This is a genomic window from Gluconacetobacter diazotrophicus PA1 5, assembly GCF_000067045.1.
GTDB lineage: Bacteria > Pseudomonadota > Alphaproteobacteria > Acetobacterales > Acetobacteraceae > Gluconacetobacter > Gluconacetobacter diazotrophicus.
Genome location: NC_010125.1, coordinates 2545268 through 2561515 on the forward strand (window position 1 = coordinate 2545268; position 16248 = coordinate 2561515).

Here is a 16248-nt window from a genome sequence, read left to right on the forward strand (position 1 = left end):
GTCATGTCTGTCATTCCTGTTCGGGATTAATGGCCGGGCGCTGGCCGGCAACGTCTTCCGGCTTCACGATGTCGGTGTAATGATTGCCGAAATGGCTGCGGACATAGTTCACCACGTCCGACACCTGCTTGTCGGTCAGCATGCCGGAAAACCACGGCATGCCGCCGTAACCGTTCAGCACGACATAGATCGGGTAGTCGCCGTTGGCCAGCTTGGCATTCCCGGCCAGGGCCGGAAAGCGGGCGCCCGACCCCAGGGCGCCCTTGCCGTCGGGCATATGGCAGCCCTGGCACACATGCTGGTAGATTGCGGCGCCGTCCGTCAGCGGCTGCATTTTGCCCACGACGGCGCTGGCGCTGTCGGCATGGGCCTGCGGGGCGAGGAACGCGCCGCCCGCCAGGCCGGTGAGGAGCAGGAATACGGAACGCATCAGACAGCCCCATGCGCACGCTTGTGCAGACGCGTGATGGCATCCAGCGACGACAGGATCGCGCCTTCCTGCCAGCAGCCGATATAGGACGCATGCTCCCCGGCCAGGACGATCCGGTTATCGACCTCGCACAACGTCTTGTAATGGGTCTTGCGTGCCTGCTCGGACCACATGGAACAGCACCCCAGGGTCCAGGGCATGCGGCTCCAGGCCACGGCGACGCCCGAGCGGAATTCCTTGCGATAGTTCGGATGGATGACCTGACCCTGCGCCAGCCCGCGCTCGATCCGCTCCGCCGGACTCATGCCCGCGAAATCGTAGGCCGCCGGCCCGAACATGTAGCCGCCCAGCAGGACGGCCGGACCGTTGCTGAAATAGCCGTGGCTGGGATACGAGATCTGGCTGATCGGCTGGTCGGTGAAGCTGATGCCGCCATAGATCTGGTCGTCTTCCTCCCAGAAGCGGCGGTTGAATTCCAGGCCCAGCTTGACGGACGACGCATAGGGAACCGCCGCGATCGCCGCCTTCAGCGGGCCGCTGACCTGGATGTCGAGCTGCGAGAGCACCGACAGCGGAATGGTGCAGACGCAATAATCGGCCTGGGCCTGCCGGACGGCGCCGCCATGGGCCATGTCGTCATAGGTCACGGTCACCCCGTGGTCGTCCTGGTGGATCGACGAGACCTTGCAGTTCAGGGTGATCAGGTCATGCACCTGGCGGGTGAAGCCCTTGCCGATCTGGTCCATGCCGCCGACGGGCTGGAACATCGTCGTCTGCATGTCCAGCCGTTCGTGGAAGGCCATCCACTGCCACAGGCCCGACCGCATCACGTCGCCGCGCGCGAACGTATCCGAAGGGATCGGCGCGCCGTCGACGCCGCCGCCCTGCGGCTTCGCGAAGCCGCGCCGCAGCGAACTGGTCACCCCCTTGCGATAGGCCCCGCTGGCGTCCAGCCCGCCCCATTCGCGCATCGCCGTGGCGACATGGGCGCGTTCGTCGGCCGAAACGACATCGTCCAGTTTGTGCTGCTCGATCGCCTTGGACAGCAGTTCGGCAGTGAAGCCGTTGAAGTCGGACGCGAATTCACGATAGCGCACGGCCTTGCCGCCGAAGGCGTCCGAGGTATGCAGCCAGGAATTATGGTTCAGTTCGACGAACGGTTCCAGTTCGACACCGAACGCCTTGCAGTAATGCAGCAGGCCCTGGTGATGGTATGGAATGCGCCACGGGCCGGGGTTGATGTAGTTGCCCGGGGCGAACTGGACCTTCTGGGTCGCGCCGCCCAGTTCCGTCAGCGTGTCGCCGCCACGCAGCGAAATATTGCGCCCGCCGCTGCGATTCTGGAATTCCAGGATGCGGACCTGATAGCCCGCCTTGCGCAGTTCATAGGCCGCCAGCATCCCGGCCAGGCCGGCCCCCAGCACCAGAACCCGGGTTCCGCGCTTGGCCCCGGTCAGGACGGGCGGGCCGCTGAAATCGGTGCCGGCGGCGTGGCCCAGGCTGGTCATCGCCTGATAGAGGGCGGCACTGCCCCCCAATATGCCGATTCGGGTCAGCATCTGACGGCGCGTAGCCGCCGGACGCCGAAAAGCATTCGTCATAAAAGCTTCCCCAGAAGACGTTGCAGGAGCATGCAACAGATAAGGTGACAGCCGGACGGCACGCCCGTCTTGTGCCGGTGAGCCACCTTGTTACAGCCTTCCGTCGCGCCGGGGCAATCATCTGGGTTCCATACCGTAATGGTTTTTTCCGCCTCCGCCGGCGCCCGGTACCGGCCCGCATCGCGAAGACACCTTGTTTCACCGCTGCTTTCGAAGCCGCACGTCCCGGGCGCGCCTGGGGGATATCGTGATTCAAATGCCACAACGAAACAAAAAAATGTCTCGGTATCGAATCATGTCAGGCGGCGTGGTCCGTGTTGCCGATAATGTAGTTCCGGCCGGAGGTCGCGGCGTGGCGGGCTTCCTCGATCCGGAACTTGACGAGGTCGCCGATGCTGACCAGGCCGACCACCGCGCCGTTTTCCAGCACCGGGACGTGCCGGGCCCGCCGTCCGGTCATCCGGCGCGCGACCGCGACGATATCCTCGTCCAGCGACGTCGTGGGGACGTTGCGCATCATCACGTCCTCCGCCCGCAGCCGCGCGAAATCCGCCCCGTACCGCGATAGCGCGCCGACCAGCGCGCGTTCCGACACCAGCCCGACCAGCACGCCCGCCGCGTCCAGCACCGGAACCCCGCCGATGCGCCGGTCGCTGAGCAGGCGTGCGACGTCGGCCACGTTCATATCCTCGCGCACCGTCGTGACGTGATGGCCCTTGCGGTCCAGCACCTGAAGAACAGAAGCCGTCATGATGCATCCTCCCGCGTCCCCGATCGGGGGCGCGCAAGGGTGATGTGGCAAGCCGGACGGCTAACGGAAGGGGACGGTGCCCGGCACGTGGGCGGCGGCGAACAGAAATTCGTGAGACCCCGCCGCCGCGACCAGCGCGCCGCTCCACCGCACCAGCGGGCCGGGCAGCAGGCCGATCATCACCACGACCACCGCCAGCACCGCGACCAGGCCGGCCTGTCCGCGCCCCGCCGGGGCGCCTTCGCGCGGCAGGACGCCCGGCGCGGACGCCATCATGACCCGCGCCACGTTCAGGTAATAGTACAGGCCGATGACGCTGCCCACGATCAGGGCCGCCAACAGGACCGTGCGGTGGGCCGACATGCCCGCCGTGACGATATACGCCTTGGCGAAGAAGCCGGCGACCGGGGGAATGCCCGCCAGCGACAGCAGCATGACGGACAGCGCGCAGGCCACCGCCGGATGCCGGTGGAACATGCCGCGCCACGAATCGAGGTCCGCCATGTCCTCGCCACCCTGCCCCACCGCGCCCAACACCGCGAACGCCCCCAGCGTGGCCGCCGAATAGGCCGCCAGATAGAAGGCGGCGCTGCCCGCGCCGAACGGCCCGGGCGACAGCAGCGCCACCAGCAGGTACCCGATATGGGCGATGGACGACCCCGCCAGCAGCCGCTTCAGGTTGGTCTGCCGCAGGGCCAGCAGGTTGCCGCCCAGCATGCTCAGCACCGCCACCGCGGTCAGTTCGGTGGACAGGGGTCCGGCGCCGGCCAGGTCCACGCCCGCGGCGTAATGGGCCAGCGCGACGAACAGCGCGATCTTGGAGACGACGGCGATGAAGGCCGCGACCGGCAGCGGCGCGCCCTCGATCACGTCGGGCAGCCACAAATGGAACGGCACGACCGACAGTTTGAAGAACAGGCCCGTCAGGACCATGATGCTGGCCGCCAGCCCCAGGATTCCATGCGCCCCGCCATCCAGCGCGGCGAAGCGCAGCGTGCCGCCCTGGTCGTAGGACAATGCCAGTCCGAACAGCAGGATCGCGGTCGAGACACCGGACAGCATCAGGTATTTCATCGCGGCCTCGACCGCTTCCGGCCGGCCGGGCCGGTAGGCGACCAGCCCCGGCAGGGACAGGCTGAGCGTTTCCAGCCCCAGGAACAGCGCGATCATGTTCGCGCTGCCCGCCACGATCACGGCGCCCAGCGTGCCCAGCAGCAGCAGCAGGTGCCCCTCGCCCGCGCCGTCATCCCCCAGGCGGCGCCACGCCATGGCCAGCACGCCGCCCGACGACAGCACGATCAGCCCGGCGCCATAGACGAACCACCCATCGGCCGCGAACAGGGCGGCCCCGTCCGCGACGGGCGGGCCGCCCGCACCGGCGAAGGCCAGGCTGGCCAGCGCCAGGACCAGCGTGCCGGCGGCCACCCATCCCATGGCCGCGCGCCGCCATGCCAGGCAGGCCAGCAGGGCCAGGATGCCGGCCCCCAGGACCAGCACGGGCGGCGGCATGGCGGGCAATATGGTCATGGCGTCATGAGTCATGGCGCGGACACCGTCGGGCGGGCGGGCTGCGACAGGTCCAGCACCGGCTGCGGGCACAGGCCCAGGCCGATCAGCAGCGCGACCGTGCCGCCCAGTACCGCCATGTGCCGCGCCCCGAAATCGCCGGCCCCCCGGACCCCGTCCACCGGAAGGGGACCCTGGAAGGCCCGGCTGACCATGGTCAGGCCGTACAGCGCGGACAGGACCAGCCCCGACGCCGCCAGGACGGCCAGCAGCGGACTGATGCGCCACGTCGCCAGCAGCACCAGGAATTCGCCCACGAAATTGCCCAGGCCCGGCAGGCCCAGCGACGCCACCGCGAAGACCAGCCCCATGGCGGACAGATGCGGCATCACCGCCCACAATCCGCCCATGCGGCGCAGGTCGCGGGTATGCAGCCGGTCCTGCAGCGCCCCGGCGATGACGAACAGCGCGCCGGTGCTCAGCCCATGGGCCAGCATCTGCACCACCGCCCCTTCCATCCCCAGGGCCGAGCCCGAGAAAACCCCCATCAGGACGAACCCCAGATGGCTGACGCTGCTATAGGCGATCAGCCGTTTCAGGTCGTCCTGCACCAGTGCCTGCATCGCGCCGTACAGGACGCCCGCCACCCCCAGCACCAGCGCCAGCGGCGCCAGCCGTGACGCGGCGTCGGGAAACAGCAGCGCGACGAAGCGGATCAGCCCGTAACCGCCGGTCTTCAGCAGCACCCCGGCCAGCAGCACGCTGCCCGCCGTGGGGGCCTGGGTGTGGGTGTCGGGCAGCCAGACATGCAGCGGCACCACCGGCAGCTTCACCGCGAAGGCGACGAAGAACCCCGACGCCAGCGCCAGCGCCACGCCCGGCGCCAGCATCGTGCCCGCCAGGGCGAAATAATCGAAGGTCAGGACCCCGGTCTGGCGAAAATGCGCGATGGCCAGACCCAGGATGGACAGCAGCATCAGCAGGCCGCTGCCCTGGGTGAACAGGAAGAACTTGATGGCCGCGCGCGCCCGGTCCTCGTGCCCCCAGCCGGTGATCAGGACATAGAGCGGTACCAGCATCAGTTCCCAGAAGAAGAAGAACAGAAACAGGTCGGTCGCGATGAACACGCCGTCCACCCCCGCGACCGTCGCCAGCAGCAGCAGGTGAAACACCCCGGCCCCCGGCCCGATATCGCGCGAGGCCAGCAGCACGCACGGCCAGGACAGCACCACCGTCAGCCACAGCATAACCAGCCCCAGCCCGTCCAGGTCGCAGCGCACCGCGATGCCCAGGGCGGGAATCCACGGCACGGCGAAATGCGCCAGCCACGGCCCGCCGCCCGCCGGGGCGTGCCAGTACGCACGCCAGGTGATGTACAGCAGCAGCAGGGTCAGCAGCGCCAGCGTGGCCAGCGTCACGCGCCACGGCCCGCGCGGGCCGGCGCCGCGTCCGGCCAGCCACGCCGCCGTCCCGCCGGCCAGCGGCAGCAGGACCAGGGCCGGCAACGCGATCATGGCCGTCCCCCCCATGGCTGCACCGCCAGGCACAGGGCGACCGCCGTACCCACGGCCAGCCACCCGGCATAGCGCCGGACCTGGCCGTCCTGCATCAGTCCCAGTGCCTTGCCGCCCCAGACGGCCCCCGCCGCCAGCAGGTCGGGCAGGATGTCGAACACGTCCCGCTTCATCCACCGGCCCAGGGCGGTGAACGGGCGCACCACCAGCACGCCGTACGCCGCATCGAACCCCCACCCCGCCCGCGCCAGCCCCGCCAGCACGCCGGAGGCCGGCTGCGGCACACGTCCCGGTTGCCAGAACACCCAGGCCAGCGCGATCCCGGCCAGCGGCGCCAGGGACCCGGCCGCCAGCAACGCACGACCACCCTCGCCGCCCGATTCCGCCTCGGCCCCGCCCAGCACCGGCGCCAGCAGGTGCGACAGCAGGTGCACCGGCGCGATGACATCGGGCATTTCGATCATCCCGCCGACGACCGCCAGGACGGACAGGCACGCCAGCGGCACCGCCATCGACCAGCCGGTGCTGCCCGTCGCGGTGCCGCGCGGCGCGCCCAGGAAGACGATGAAGACGCAGCGGAAACTGTACAGCCCGGTCAGGAACGCCCCCAGCAGCGCCCCCGCCCACAGCAGGGGGGAACTGTCCCACGCGCCCTGCAGGATCGCTTCCTTGCTGTAGAACCCGGCGGAGACCAGCGGCACGCCCGCCAGCGCCGCCGCCCCCGCCACGAAGGCGGCGAAGACGCCCGGCATCGCCCGCCGCAGCCCGCCCATGTGAAAGATATCCTGCTGGTGATGCATGCGCAGGATCACCGCGCCCGCCGCCATGAACAGCAGCGCCTTGAACATCGCATGCGTCACCAGGTGGAAGATCGCGGCCCCCCACGCCCCGGTGCCCAGCGCCAGGAACATGTAGCCAAGCTGGCTGATGGTGGAATAGGCCAGGATACGCTTGATATCCGTCTGGACCAGGGCGCTGCCCCCCGCCAGCAGCAGCGTCACCAGCCCCACGACCGAGATCACCCCCATCACCACCGGCGCCGGCTCGAACAGCGCATGCAGCCGCGCGATCAGGTAGACCCCGGCCGTCACCATCGTCGCCGCGTGGATCAGGGCCGAAACCGGCGTGGGACCGGCCATGGCGTCGGGCAGCCAGATCTGGAACGGAACCTGCGCCGACTTGGCCACCGCGCCGCACAGCAGCAGCAGCGCCACCAGTTCGGCGCCCGGGCCGCGCAGGAAGCGCGTGGCGTCCAGCACGCGGTCGATGTCCAGGCTGCCCGCGCGCGTCGCCAGCAGCAGCAGCCCGCACAGCAGCAGCACGTCGCCGATCCGCGTGACGATGAAGGCCTTGCGCGCGGCGGCGCCGTTCGCGACCTCGCGGTACCAGAAGCCGATCAGCAGGTAGGAACACAGGCCCACGCCCTCCCACCCCACATAGAGGCACAGCAGGTCGGACGACAGGACCAGTACCAGCATGGCGGCGACGAACAGCGTCATGCCGCCGAAGAATCGTGCGATATCGGGGTCGTCCCACATATATCCGCACGCATACAGGTGGATCAGGAACCCGATCCCGGTCACGACCAGCATCATCACGAGCGACAGCGGATCGACCGCGAACGACACATGCGCGTCGAACCCGTCCACGCGCATCCACTGCCACAGCACGATCCGCAGGGCCGGATGGGGCGCGGGCAGCAGGTCCACCGCCAGCCATCCGGTCAGCAGCGCCGACAGGCCCAGCGCCCCGGCGGCAATGATGCAGGCCGCGCGGGTGGACATACGGCCCGACCGCAGGAACAGGGGAAACAGGAACAGGATCGTGGCGGCCAGGAGCGGGCACAGGACGATCAGCGGCGGCAGCGCGGTCATGATCGCTATCCCTTCAGGCGGTTGCCGGTATCGGCGTCCAGGGTCGGCCGCCCCGCCTGGTGCATCCGCAGCAGGATCGCCAGCCCGATCGCGGCCTCGGCCGCCGCCAGGGACAGGATCATCAGGAACATCACCTGCCCCTCCGCCGCATGCCAGCGCGTTCCGGCCGCGACGAAGGCCAGCGCCGCCGCATTCAGCATGATTTCAATGGACATCAGCATGAACAGCAGGTTGCGCCGCACCAGGACACCCAGCAGCCCCAGCGCGAACAGGCCGGCGGCCAGCAGCATCGCCATGTCCGGGGTGGGGCGCATGATCATTCCCCCCCCTGAAGATGGCGGCCGATGCGAAAGGCGCTGGCCAGCCCGGCCAGAAGCAGGAACGACGCCAGTTCGACCGTCAGCGCATAGGGCCCGTACAACACCAGCCCCACCTGCGCCGGACCGATGGGGCCGCCGCCGCCCGCCGGCGCGGTCACGGCCAGCGCACGCAGCAGCGCCGCCAGCAGGACACCGGCCAGCAGGACCGGGCCGATCCACACGCGCGGCACGATCCACGCCCGTTCGCGCCGCTGGTCCGTCGCCCCCAGGTTGAGCATCATGACCACGAATACGAACAGGACCATGATGGCGCCGGCATAGATGATGACTTCCAGCATGGCCGCGAAAGGCGCGCCCAACTGGAAAAAGATGCCGGCCAGCGCCAGCAGCAGCACGACCAGGTACAGCAGCGCGTGCACGGCATTCGCGCGCGTGACCGTCATGAAGGCGGCCAGCACGACCACCAGCGCGGACAGGGCGAAGGAGACATTCATGTCCATCACCCTCAGGGCATCAGGCTGCGCACGTCGACTGGCGGGGATTCGCGTTCCGCTTCCCCCTTGTCCTTGCCCGGGATCGTCACGCCGGACACGAGATAGAAGCTGTAATCGGGATATTTCCCGGTTCCCGAAATCAGCAGGTCCTCCTTTTCATAGACCAGGCTGGGGCGGACATATTCGCTCATCTCGAAATCGGGGGTCAGCTGAATCGCGTAGGTCGGGCAGGCTTCCTCGCAGAATCCGCAGAAGATGCAGCGGGAAAAATTGATACGGAAATAATCCGGGTACCAGCGCCCGTCCTGTTCCGTTTTCTGCAGACTGATGCAGTCCACCGGGCAGGCCACGGCGCACAGGCCGCAGGCGACGCAGCGTTCCTGCCCGTCGGGATCGCGCGACAGGATGATGCGCCCGCGATAGCGCGGCGGCAGCGGCGGCTTGGTCTCGGGATAGCCCACCGTGACCCGGCGATGGGTCATGTGCCGGAAGGTCAGCCACAGCGTGCGCAGGATATCGAACATCGCGGGCCCCCTATCCCGGCGCGCGCAGCAGCAGCACCGCGCCGGTCGCAACGATATTGAGCAAGGAAAGCGGCAGCAGGACCTTCCAGCCCAGCACCATCAACTGGTCGTAGCGCAGGCGCGGCAGCGCCGCGCGCAGCAGGATGAACAGGCCGGTCAGCACCCCGGTCTTCAGCGCGAACCACAGCCCCCCGGGCAGGACCGGCCCCTGCCATCCGCCCAGGTACAACGTCGCCACCAGGGCCGAGATCAGGACGATGCCCGCATATTCCGCCAGGAAGAACATGCCGAACTTCATGCCCGAATATTCGGTATGGAATCCGGCCCCCAGTTCGTTCTCGCCTTCCGGAAGATCGAACGGCAGGCGATGGGTTTCCGCGATTCCGGCCAGCAGGAACACGACGCAGCCCAGTGCCTGCGGGATGACGAACCACAGGCCCGACTGCGCCAGCACGATGTCGCGCAGGCTGAACGAATGCGCCGCCATGACCACGCCCAGGGCGGACAGGCCCATGAACACTTCGTAGCTGATCATCTGCGCCGCCGCCCGCAGCCCGCCCAGCAGGGCGTATTTGCTGTTCGACGCCCAGCCCGCCAGCACCACGGAATAGACCCCCATCCCCATGGCGGCGAAGACGAACAGCAGCCCGACATTCAGCCCGGCGGCGACGCTCCACCACGCGGTGACGGGGATGACCGCGAAGGACAGCAGCACCGTCATCATGCCGATGGTCGGCGCCAGGACGAACACGGCCCGGTCGGCGAACGGCGGAATCCAGTCCTGCTTGAACAGGATCTTGATGCCGTCGGCCACGGCCTGCAGAACGCCGCCGGGCCCGACGCGGTTGGGCCCGTAGCGGTCCTGCCACACGCCCAGCAGGCGCCGCTCGACCCACGTCAGCGCCGTCGCCAGCCCCAGCAGGACCACCAGCGTGACGGCAATGATGGCGGGCATGGGAACGATCATGACGCGTCCCCGCCCGCATGCCCGATATCGGCCCAGACGGGACTGACGATACCCTGCGCCCCGCCCGCATGCGCCGGACACAGCGCGACCCCGGGCGGCACCGCCGCATCCCGCACCACCGGCAGGCCGATCGCCTGCCCCGCGAGCAGCAGAGTGGCATCCGCCGGCCAGTCCGTGCCCACGCGCAGCACCATCGGTTCCGCCCGCGCGGCGACCGGCGGCGACAGCGTGCTCAGTTCCTCGGTTCCGAACAGCAGTTCCTGCGGCAGCAGCAGGATGCGGTCCGTGGACGGCACGAAACGGGGGGGAATGTCGGCGTGCCAGGCAGGCGCGGCCGGCATGTCGCCATCCAGCAGGCGGACTCCCGCGTCGCCGCCGCGCATCGGGCCGCCGATTTCCTGCTGGAAGCGGTTCAGCGCCTGGACCGAATTCCATCCCGGCTGCTGATAGTACGGAACCAGCGCCCCCGGCATGTCCGCCCCGTACGATCCCTCCATCGACGGGGAGAGCGGCGTGTCCGGGTTGGCCACCGGCGGCCGGTCGCGCACGCTGACCTGGGCGCGCATCGCGGTACGCCCGTCGAAACGCGGGGGCGCCGAACGCACGCGCTGTCCGTCCAGCCGATAGGACGCATCCGGCGCGGCGGCCCCGATCCCGGCCAGGGCCGGGCAGGACGTGCCGATCGCGGCGACGATCGAATCCAGGTCGGCCCAGCCCGGATCACGCCCCACCGCGCGGGCCAGGTCGCGCGCCCAGCGCCATGCCGCCTGGATGGGCCGGTCGGGCGACAGCACGGGCAGGAAACGCTGGGCCCGTCCCTCGGCACTGACCAGCGTGCCGGCGCATTCCGAAAACGCGGCGGAGGGCAGCACGATATCCGCCCGCGCCATCAGTTGCGTCGCGACATGGTCGATGACCACCAGATGCCGCACACCCGCCAGCAGGGCCTCCAGCGCGTCCGGCGCCATGCGGCGGGTCAGGTCGTTTTCCATCACCACCAGCGTGCCGATCCCGCCCGCCCGCACCATGCCGGCCACCGCGTCCAGGCTGACCCCGCCCAGCAGCGCCACGCCCATGCTGTTGCAGTCCGGCTGCATCACCGACAGGGCCACGTCGCGCCCCGCATGGGCCAGGGCGGTCGCGATGTTGGCGGCGGCGTGCGGCAGCGCCGCCATGCCGTAGTGCGACCCGGTGACGATCAGCGGCCGGCCGGCGGCGGACAGGGCCCGCGCGATCCGGTCCGCCAGGGCGGCCTCGTCCTCGGTCAGGTCCGCGACCTCGGGCGCGTTCATGTCGATCCGGTGCGCGATGGCGAAGCCCAGCCGCGCGATGTCGTCGGGGGCCGCGCGCCTTATGCCCTCGGCAATGTCGTCCAGGCCGGTGGCGCCGGGCGTCAGCACGAACAGCGGCACGCGCAGGCCGGTGCCCATGGTGCGCGCGGCGGCGTCCATCCAGCGCGGGACCTTGGCCGCGTCGGCGGCGCCGTAATCCGGCTGGCGCACCGCCTGGCGCAGCGCCAGCGCGACACGCGGGGCGGTCGCCGCCACGTCCTCGCCCAGGATCAGGACGGCATCGGCGCGTTCCATGTCGTGCAGGGTGGGATTGCGCGCCGGCGTGGCGCGCAGCAGGTTCGGCAGCGCGCAGGCCAGGTCGTGTTCCGCCCCCGTCAGGCCGGTGGAAAATCCCGCCGGACCCACCAGGTTGCGCAGGGCGAAATTCGCCTCGACCGACGCGCGCGCCGAGCCGATGCCCACCACCGGCCCGTCCGCCGCCATGTCCGCGAACCGGTCCAGCACGTCGCGCACGGCCGCGACCGCCTGCTGTCCGTCCACCCGGCGCAGGGGGACGCGCGGGCGGGACGGCGCCTGCGCGAAGCCATGGCCGAACCGCCCCCGGTCGCACAGGAAATAGCGATTGACCGCGTCGTGGTAGCGGTTGATCACCCGCCGTACCGAGCCCTGGCGCGCGTTGACGATGGTATTGCAGCCGACCGCGCAATGGGGGCAGACCGACGGCGCACCGTCCATGTCCCATTTGCGGACATAGACCGACGTGAAAGGCTTGTCGGTGAACACGCCGGTCGGACAGATTTCCACCAGGTTGCCGGCGAAGCCGCTTTCCAGCACGCCGCCGGCGGCGCGGCCGAAATAGACGTCGTTATGCGCGCCGAACGCCGCCAGGTCGGTGCCGCCGGCATAGTCGCGATAGAAGCGCACGCAGCGATAGCAGGCGATGCAGCGGTTCATCTCGTGCCGGACGAAGGGGCCCAGGTCCTGGTTGCGATGCGTGCGCTTGGGGAAGCGATAGCGCCGCGCGGCATGGCCGGTCATGACCGTCATGTCCTGCAGGTGGCATTCGCCGCCCTCGGCGCAGACCGGGCAGTCATGGGGGTGGTTGGTCATCAGCCATTCGATGACCCCGGCACGGAAGTCCCGTGCCTCCTGATCCTCGATCGACAGGATCGCACCATCGGTGACCGGCGTCATGCACGCCATGACGATCCGCCCGCGCGTGTCGTCGGGGCCCGCGAACTGCCGCACCGCGCATTGCCGGCACGCCCCGACCGACCCCAGTTCGGGATGCCAGCAGAAATAGGGCAGGTCCGCGCCGCTTTCCAGGCACGCCTGCAGCAGGTTTTCATCCAGCCGGGCGGGGCAGTCTCGTCCGTCGATCCGGATCGTGGCCATGGCGTCCCCTTATGCCGCGTGGCGATGCGGGCAGCGGCCGAGGCGCAGATGCGCCTCGAACTCCGCCCGGAACAGGTTCAGTCCACTGGACAGCGGCGCGATGGCGCCGGGGGCATGCGCGCAGAAGGTGCGGCCCATCGGGCCGATCATGCGGGCATGATGGGCCAGCAGGTCCAGGTCGCCATCCTCGCCCCTGCCCTCCTCGATCGCGTCCAGCAGCCGTTCCACCCAGGGCAGCCCGTCGCGGCAGGGCGTGCACCAGCCGCAGGATTCCTGGGCGAAGAAATGTTCCAGGTTGCGCAGCATCCCGACCGGACAGGTCCGGTCGTCCAGCAGGATCGCAAGCCCCGTGCCCAGCCGGCTGCCGGCCTTCTCGACGGTGGCGTAGTCCATGGCGATGTCGATCGCCCCGCCGTCGAGAAAGGCGGTGGAGGCCCCGCCCGGCAGCAGCGCGCGCAGGCCGTAGCCGTCGCGCATGCCGCCGGCATGCTCCTCGATGATCTCACGCAGCGGGGTGCCCATCGGCAGTTCCCACGCGCCCGGCCGCTTCACCCGGCCGCTGACGCCGAACAGCTTGGTCCCGCCATCCGGCCCGATGGCCAGCGCGCGGAACCACGCGGCGCCATTGGCCAGGATGTGTGGCACGTTGCACAGGGTTTCGACATTGTTGACGACCGAGGGCGCGCCCCACAGGCCGCCGACCTGCGGAAAGGGCGGCTTGCTGCGCGGCACCGCGCGGCTGCCCTCCAGCGCCGTCAGCAGCGCCGTTTCCTCGCCGCAGATATAGCGGCCGCCGCTGGCATGGACATGGATGTCGAAATCGAAGCCCGAGCCCGCGATGTCCCGCCCCAGCCAGCCGACGGCCCGGGCCTCGTCGATCGCGCGGGTCAGGCGGTCCAGCGCCAGGTGATATTCCCCGCGCAGGAAGATCACGCCCTCGCCGGCCTGGATGGCATATCCCGCCACGATCATCCCCTCGATCAGTTGCAGGGGATTGCCCTCCAGCAGGATGCGGTCCTTGAAGGTGCCGGGCTCCATCTCGTCGGCATTGGCGACCAGGTATTTGCGCTGGTCCCCGGCCGGGGTCCTGGGTACGAAGCTCCATTTCTGCCCGGTGCCGAACCCGGCTCCGCCGCGCCCGCGCAGGCGTGAATCCGTGACCTCGGCAATGACGGCCTCCGGCGTCAGGTCGCGCAGCGCGCGCCGCAGCCCCTGCCAGCCGCCGGCGCGGCCATAGGCGGCGCAGTCCGGCGGGCCGGCGGCGTCGATCATGGCGGTCAGGGGGCGTTCGCTCATGCCGGGTGCCCCCGCACGTTGTCGGCGATGCGGTCGATCCCGGCCTCGTCCACATCGCCATGCAGCGTCCGGTCCACCAGCAGGGCCGGCGCGTGGTCGCAATGGCCCAGGCAGACGATCGGCAGCAGCGTCACCGCCCCGTCCGGCGTCGTCTGGCCGGGGCGGATGCCCAGCCGGTCGCACAGCCGCGCGCACAGCGCGTCACGCCCCATGATCCAGCACGACACGCTGTCGCACATCATGATGACGTGCCGCCCGACCGGGCGGCGGAAGATCAGGTTGAAGAAGGTCGCGACCCCGTCCAGGTCCGCGACCGACAGGCCCGTCAGATCCGACAGTTCGGCCAGATGAGCGTCGCACACCCAGCCGAAGCGCGCCTGCACGGCGGCCAGCGCGCCCACCGACACCGCGCGCGGGTAATCGGCGGCCCGCACCATGGCCGCGATCTCGGCCTTCAGGTCGGGCGGCAGGGGCGGGTCAGCGGTCGACATCGGCCATCACGAAATCGATGCTGCCGATGATCGCGATCAGGTCGGCGATCATCCCGCCCCGGCTGATCAGCGGGATCATCTGCAGATGGGGAAAGGACGGGGTACGGATGCGCGTGCGATAGGACATCGTCCCCCCGTCGCTGATCAGGTGATAGGAATTGAGCCCCTTCGTCGCCTCGACGCAGGCATGGGCCTCGCCGGGCGGAATGACCGGCCCCCAGCTGACGGACAGGAAATGATGGATCAGGGTTTCGATGTCATGCATCGTCCGCGCCCGCGGCGGCGGCGTGGTCAGCCTGTGTTCCGCCTTGATCGCGCCCGCGGGCATGCCGTCCAGACATTGCCGGATGATGCGCAGGCTCTGGCGGATTTCCGCGATATGGACGCGCACCCGGTCGTAGCAATCGCCGTTCTGCGCCGTCGGAATATCGAACTCCAGCTGGTCGTATCCCGAATAGGGGACCTTGCGCCGCAGGTCCCATTCCAGGCCGCAGGCCCGCAGGCCCGGCCCCGTCACCCCCCAGGCAATGGCTTCCGATACGTCGTAGGCGCCGACGCCGATGGTCCGTGCCCGGAAGATGGGATTGCGCATCACCATCTTTTCGTACTCGTCCAGGCGCGGCGGCAGATAGTCCAGGAAATCACGGATCAGCCCGTCCCAGCCGCGCGGCAGGTCCATCGCCACGCCGCCGATGCGGAACCAGGCGGGATGCATGCGAAAACCGCAGATGGCCTCGATGATTTCGAAAACCCGCTCGCGGTCGCTGAACATGTAGAAGACCGGCGACAACTGCCCGACATCCTGCGTCATGGTGCCGTAGAACACCAGGTGGCTGGCCACACGGAACAGTTCGGCCAGCATGACCCGGATCATCTGCGCCCGGGGCGGCACCGTGATGCCGGCCAATTTTTCCACCGCCATGACATAGGGGAAATTGTTCATGACGCCGCCCAGGTAATCGACCCGGTCGGTATAGGGAATGAAGCTGTGCCAGGACTGGCGCTCGCCCATCTTCTCGGCGCCACGATGGTGAAAACCGATATCGGGCACCGCATCGACGATCCGCTCGCCCTCCAGTTGCAAGACGATGCGAAACACCCCATGCACGCTGGGATGGTTCGGCCCCAGATTGAGGAACATGAAGTCGCTATGCGCCGAATGCCGCGCCATGCCCCACGCGCCGGGGTCGAAGCGCAGGGCCTGCTGTTCGGCCATTTCCTGGTCTTCGGTCAGACTGTAGGGCGGCATTTCGGTGGCGCGGGCGTAATGGTCCTTGCGCAGCGGGTGCCCGGTCCAGGTGGGCGGGGTCAGGATGCGCCGCAGGAACGGGTGGCCCTCGAACGTGATGCCGAACAGGTCCCAGACCTCGCGCTCGTACCAGTTCGCGTTGGGCCAAAAGTCCGCGATCGACGGCACCCGCGGCGCCTCGGCGGGCAACGGCACCTTCAGGCGCAGTGCGTCGCCCGCACCCCCCAGGGCCATGAAATGGCAGACCAGGGTAAAGGCGCAATCCGGCTGTCCGACGCGGTGCGCGCGCTGCCGTTCGTCGATCGCCGTCAGGTCGAACAGCATCCGCAGCGCCGCCGCCGGTTCGCGCAGCATGCCGACGACCGCGCGCAGGGAAGTCGGCGCGATCCAGGCCGTGGGCACTCCGTCGCGCGCCGTCTCGACCGCCAGCACCGTTCCCGGCCCCAGGTCGGAGACCTGCCCGAACATGGTGGCGCCGTCTCCGCTTTTCGCGGCGGGCGGTCCTGCGGTCATGGCGTCCGCCACCAGGTCGGGCACGATCATC

The 16248-nt window shown here is 69.3% G+C and carries 14 protein-coding genes; all 14 read right to left on the reverse strand.

From position 1 onward, the window contains the following. Positions 1–10: 10 nt before the first annotated feature. Positions 11–430, reverse strand: a complete 420-nt coding sequence (locus GDI_RS11695) for a c-type cytochrome (protein ID WP_012226462.1) — start codon at positions 428–430, stop codon at positions 11–13. After that, complete coding sequence (locus GDI_RS11700; RefSeq protein ID WP_012226463.1) at positions 430–2031, reverse strand: flavin monoamine oxidase family protein; 1602 nt, start codon at positions 2029–2031, stop codon at positions 430–432. Before GDI_RS11700 ends, GDI_RS11695 begins: the two co-directional genes overlap by 1 nt. A 298-nt stretch (positions 2032–2329) precedes the next feature. Next, positions 2330–2782 carry a CBS domain-containing protein gene (locus GDI_RS11705; protein WP_012553303.1) on the reverse strand — a complete coding sequence of 151 codons (453 nt, stop codon included), beginning with the start codon at positions 2780–2782 and terminating at the stop codon, positions 2330–2332. Positions 2783–2842: 60 nt separating this feature from the next. After that, positions 2843–4309 (reverse strand): NADH-quinone oxidoreductase subunit N, encoded by a 1467-nt coding sequence (locus GDI_RS11710; RefSeq protein WP_231854100.1) that lies wholly within the window; start codon positions 4307–4309, stop codon positions 2843–2845. A gap of 11 nt (positions 4310–4320) precedes the next feature. After that, complete coding sequence (locus GDI_RS11715; RefSeq protein WP_012226467.1) at positions 4321–5802, reverse strand: complex I subunit 4 family protein; 1482 nt, start codon at positions 5800–5802, stop codon at positions 4321–4323. Then, positions 5799–7676 carry an NADH-quinone oxidoreductase subunit L gene (nuoL, locus tag GDI_RS11720; protein ID WP_012226468.1) on the reverse strand — a complete coding sequence of 626 codons (1878 nt, stop codon included), beginning with the start codon at positions 7674–7676 and terminating at the stop codon, positions 5799–5801. Before nuoL ends, GDI_RS11715 begins: the two co-directional genes overlap by 4 nt. A 5-nt stretch (positions 7677–7681) precedes the next feature. Beyond that, a complete protein-coding gene (gene nuoK, locus GDI_RS11725) occupies positions 7682–7996 on the reverse strand; it encodes an NADH-quinone oxidoreductase subunit NuoK (RefSeq protein WP_012226469.1) in 315 nt (104 codons plus the stop codon). Next, positions 7993–8490, reverse strand: a complete 498-nt coding sequence (gene nuoJ, locus GDI_RS11730; RefSeq protein ID WP_012553304.1) for an NADH-quinone oxidoreductase subunit J — start codon at positions 8488–8490, stop codon at positions 7993–7995. Before nuoJ ends, nuoK begins: the two co-directional genes overlap by 4 nt. Before the next feature lie 11 nt (positions 8491–8501). After that, positions 8502–9014, reverse strand: coding sequence for an NADH-quinone oxidoreductase subunit NuoI (nuoI, locus tag GDI_RS11735; RefSeq protein ID WP_012553305.1), 513 nt, complete (start codon positions 9012–9014; stop codon positions 8502–8504). A gap of 10 nt (positions 9015–9024) precedes the next feature. Next, a complete protein-coding gene (gene nuoH, locus GDI_RS11740) occupies positions 9025–9981 on the reverse strand; it encodes an NADH-quinone oxidoreductase subunit NuoH (RefSeq protein ID WP_012226472.1) in 957 nt (318 codons plus the stop codon). Next, entirely contained in the window at positions 9978–12668 is a 2691-nt protein-coding gene (gene nuoG, locus GDI_RS11745; RefSeq protein WP_012226473.1) for an NADH-quinone oxidoreductase subunit NuoG, read from the reverse strand. Before nuoG ends, nuoH begins: the two co-directional genes overlap by 4 nt. 9 nt (positions 12669–12677) lie before the next feature. Continuing rightward, a complete protein-coding gene (nuoF, locus tag GDI_RS11750; RefSeq protein ID WP_012226474.1) occupies positions 12678–13964 on the reverse strand; it encodes an NADH-quinone oxidoreductase subunit NuoF in 1287 nt (428 codons plus the stop codon). Next, on the reverse strand, positions 13961–14455 hold the full coding sequence (nuoE, locus tag GDI_RS11755) for an NADH-quinone oxidoreductase subunit NuoE (RefSeq protein ID WP_012226475.1): 495 nt from the start codon (positions 14453–14455) through the stop codon (positions 13961–13963). Before nuoE ends, nuoF begins: the two co-directional genes overlap by 4 nt. Further along, positions 14442–16247 (reverse strand): NADH-quinone oxidoreductase subunit C/D, encoded by a 1806-nt coding sequence (gene nuoC, locus GDI_RS11760; protein ID WP_012226476.1) that lies wholly within the window; start codon positions 16245–16247, stop codon positions 14442–14444. Before nuoC ends, nuoE begins: the two co-directional genes overlap by 14 nt. Position 16248 lies beyond the last annotated feature (1 nt).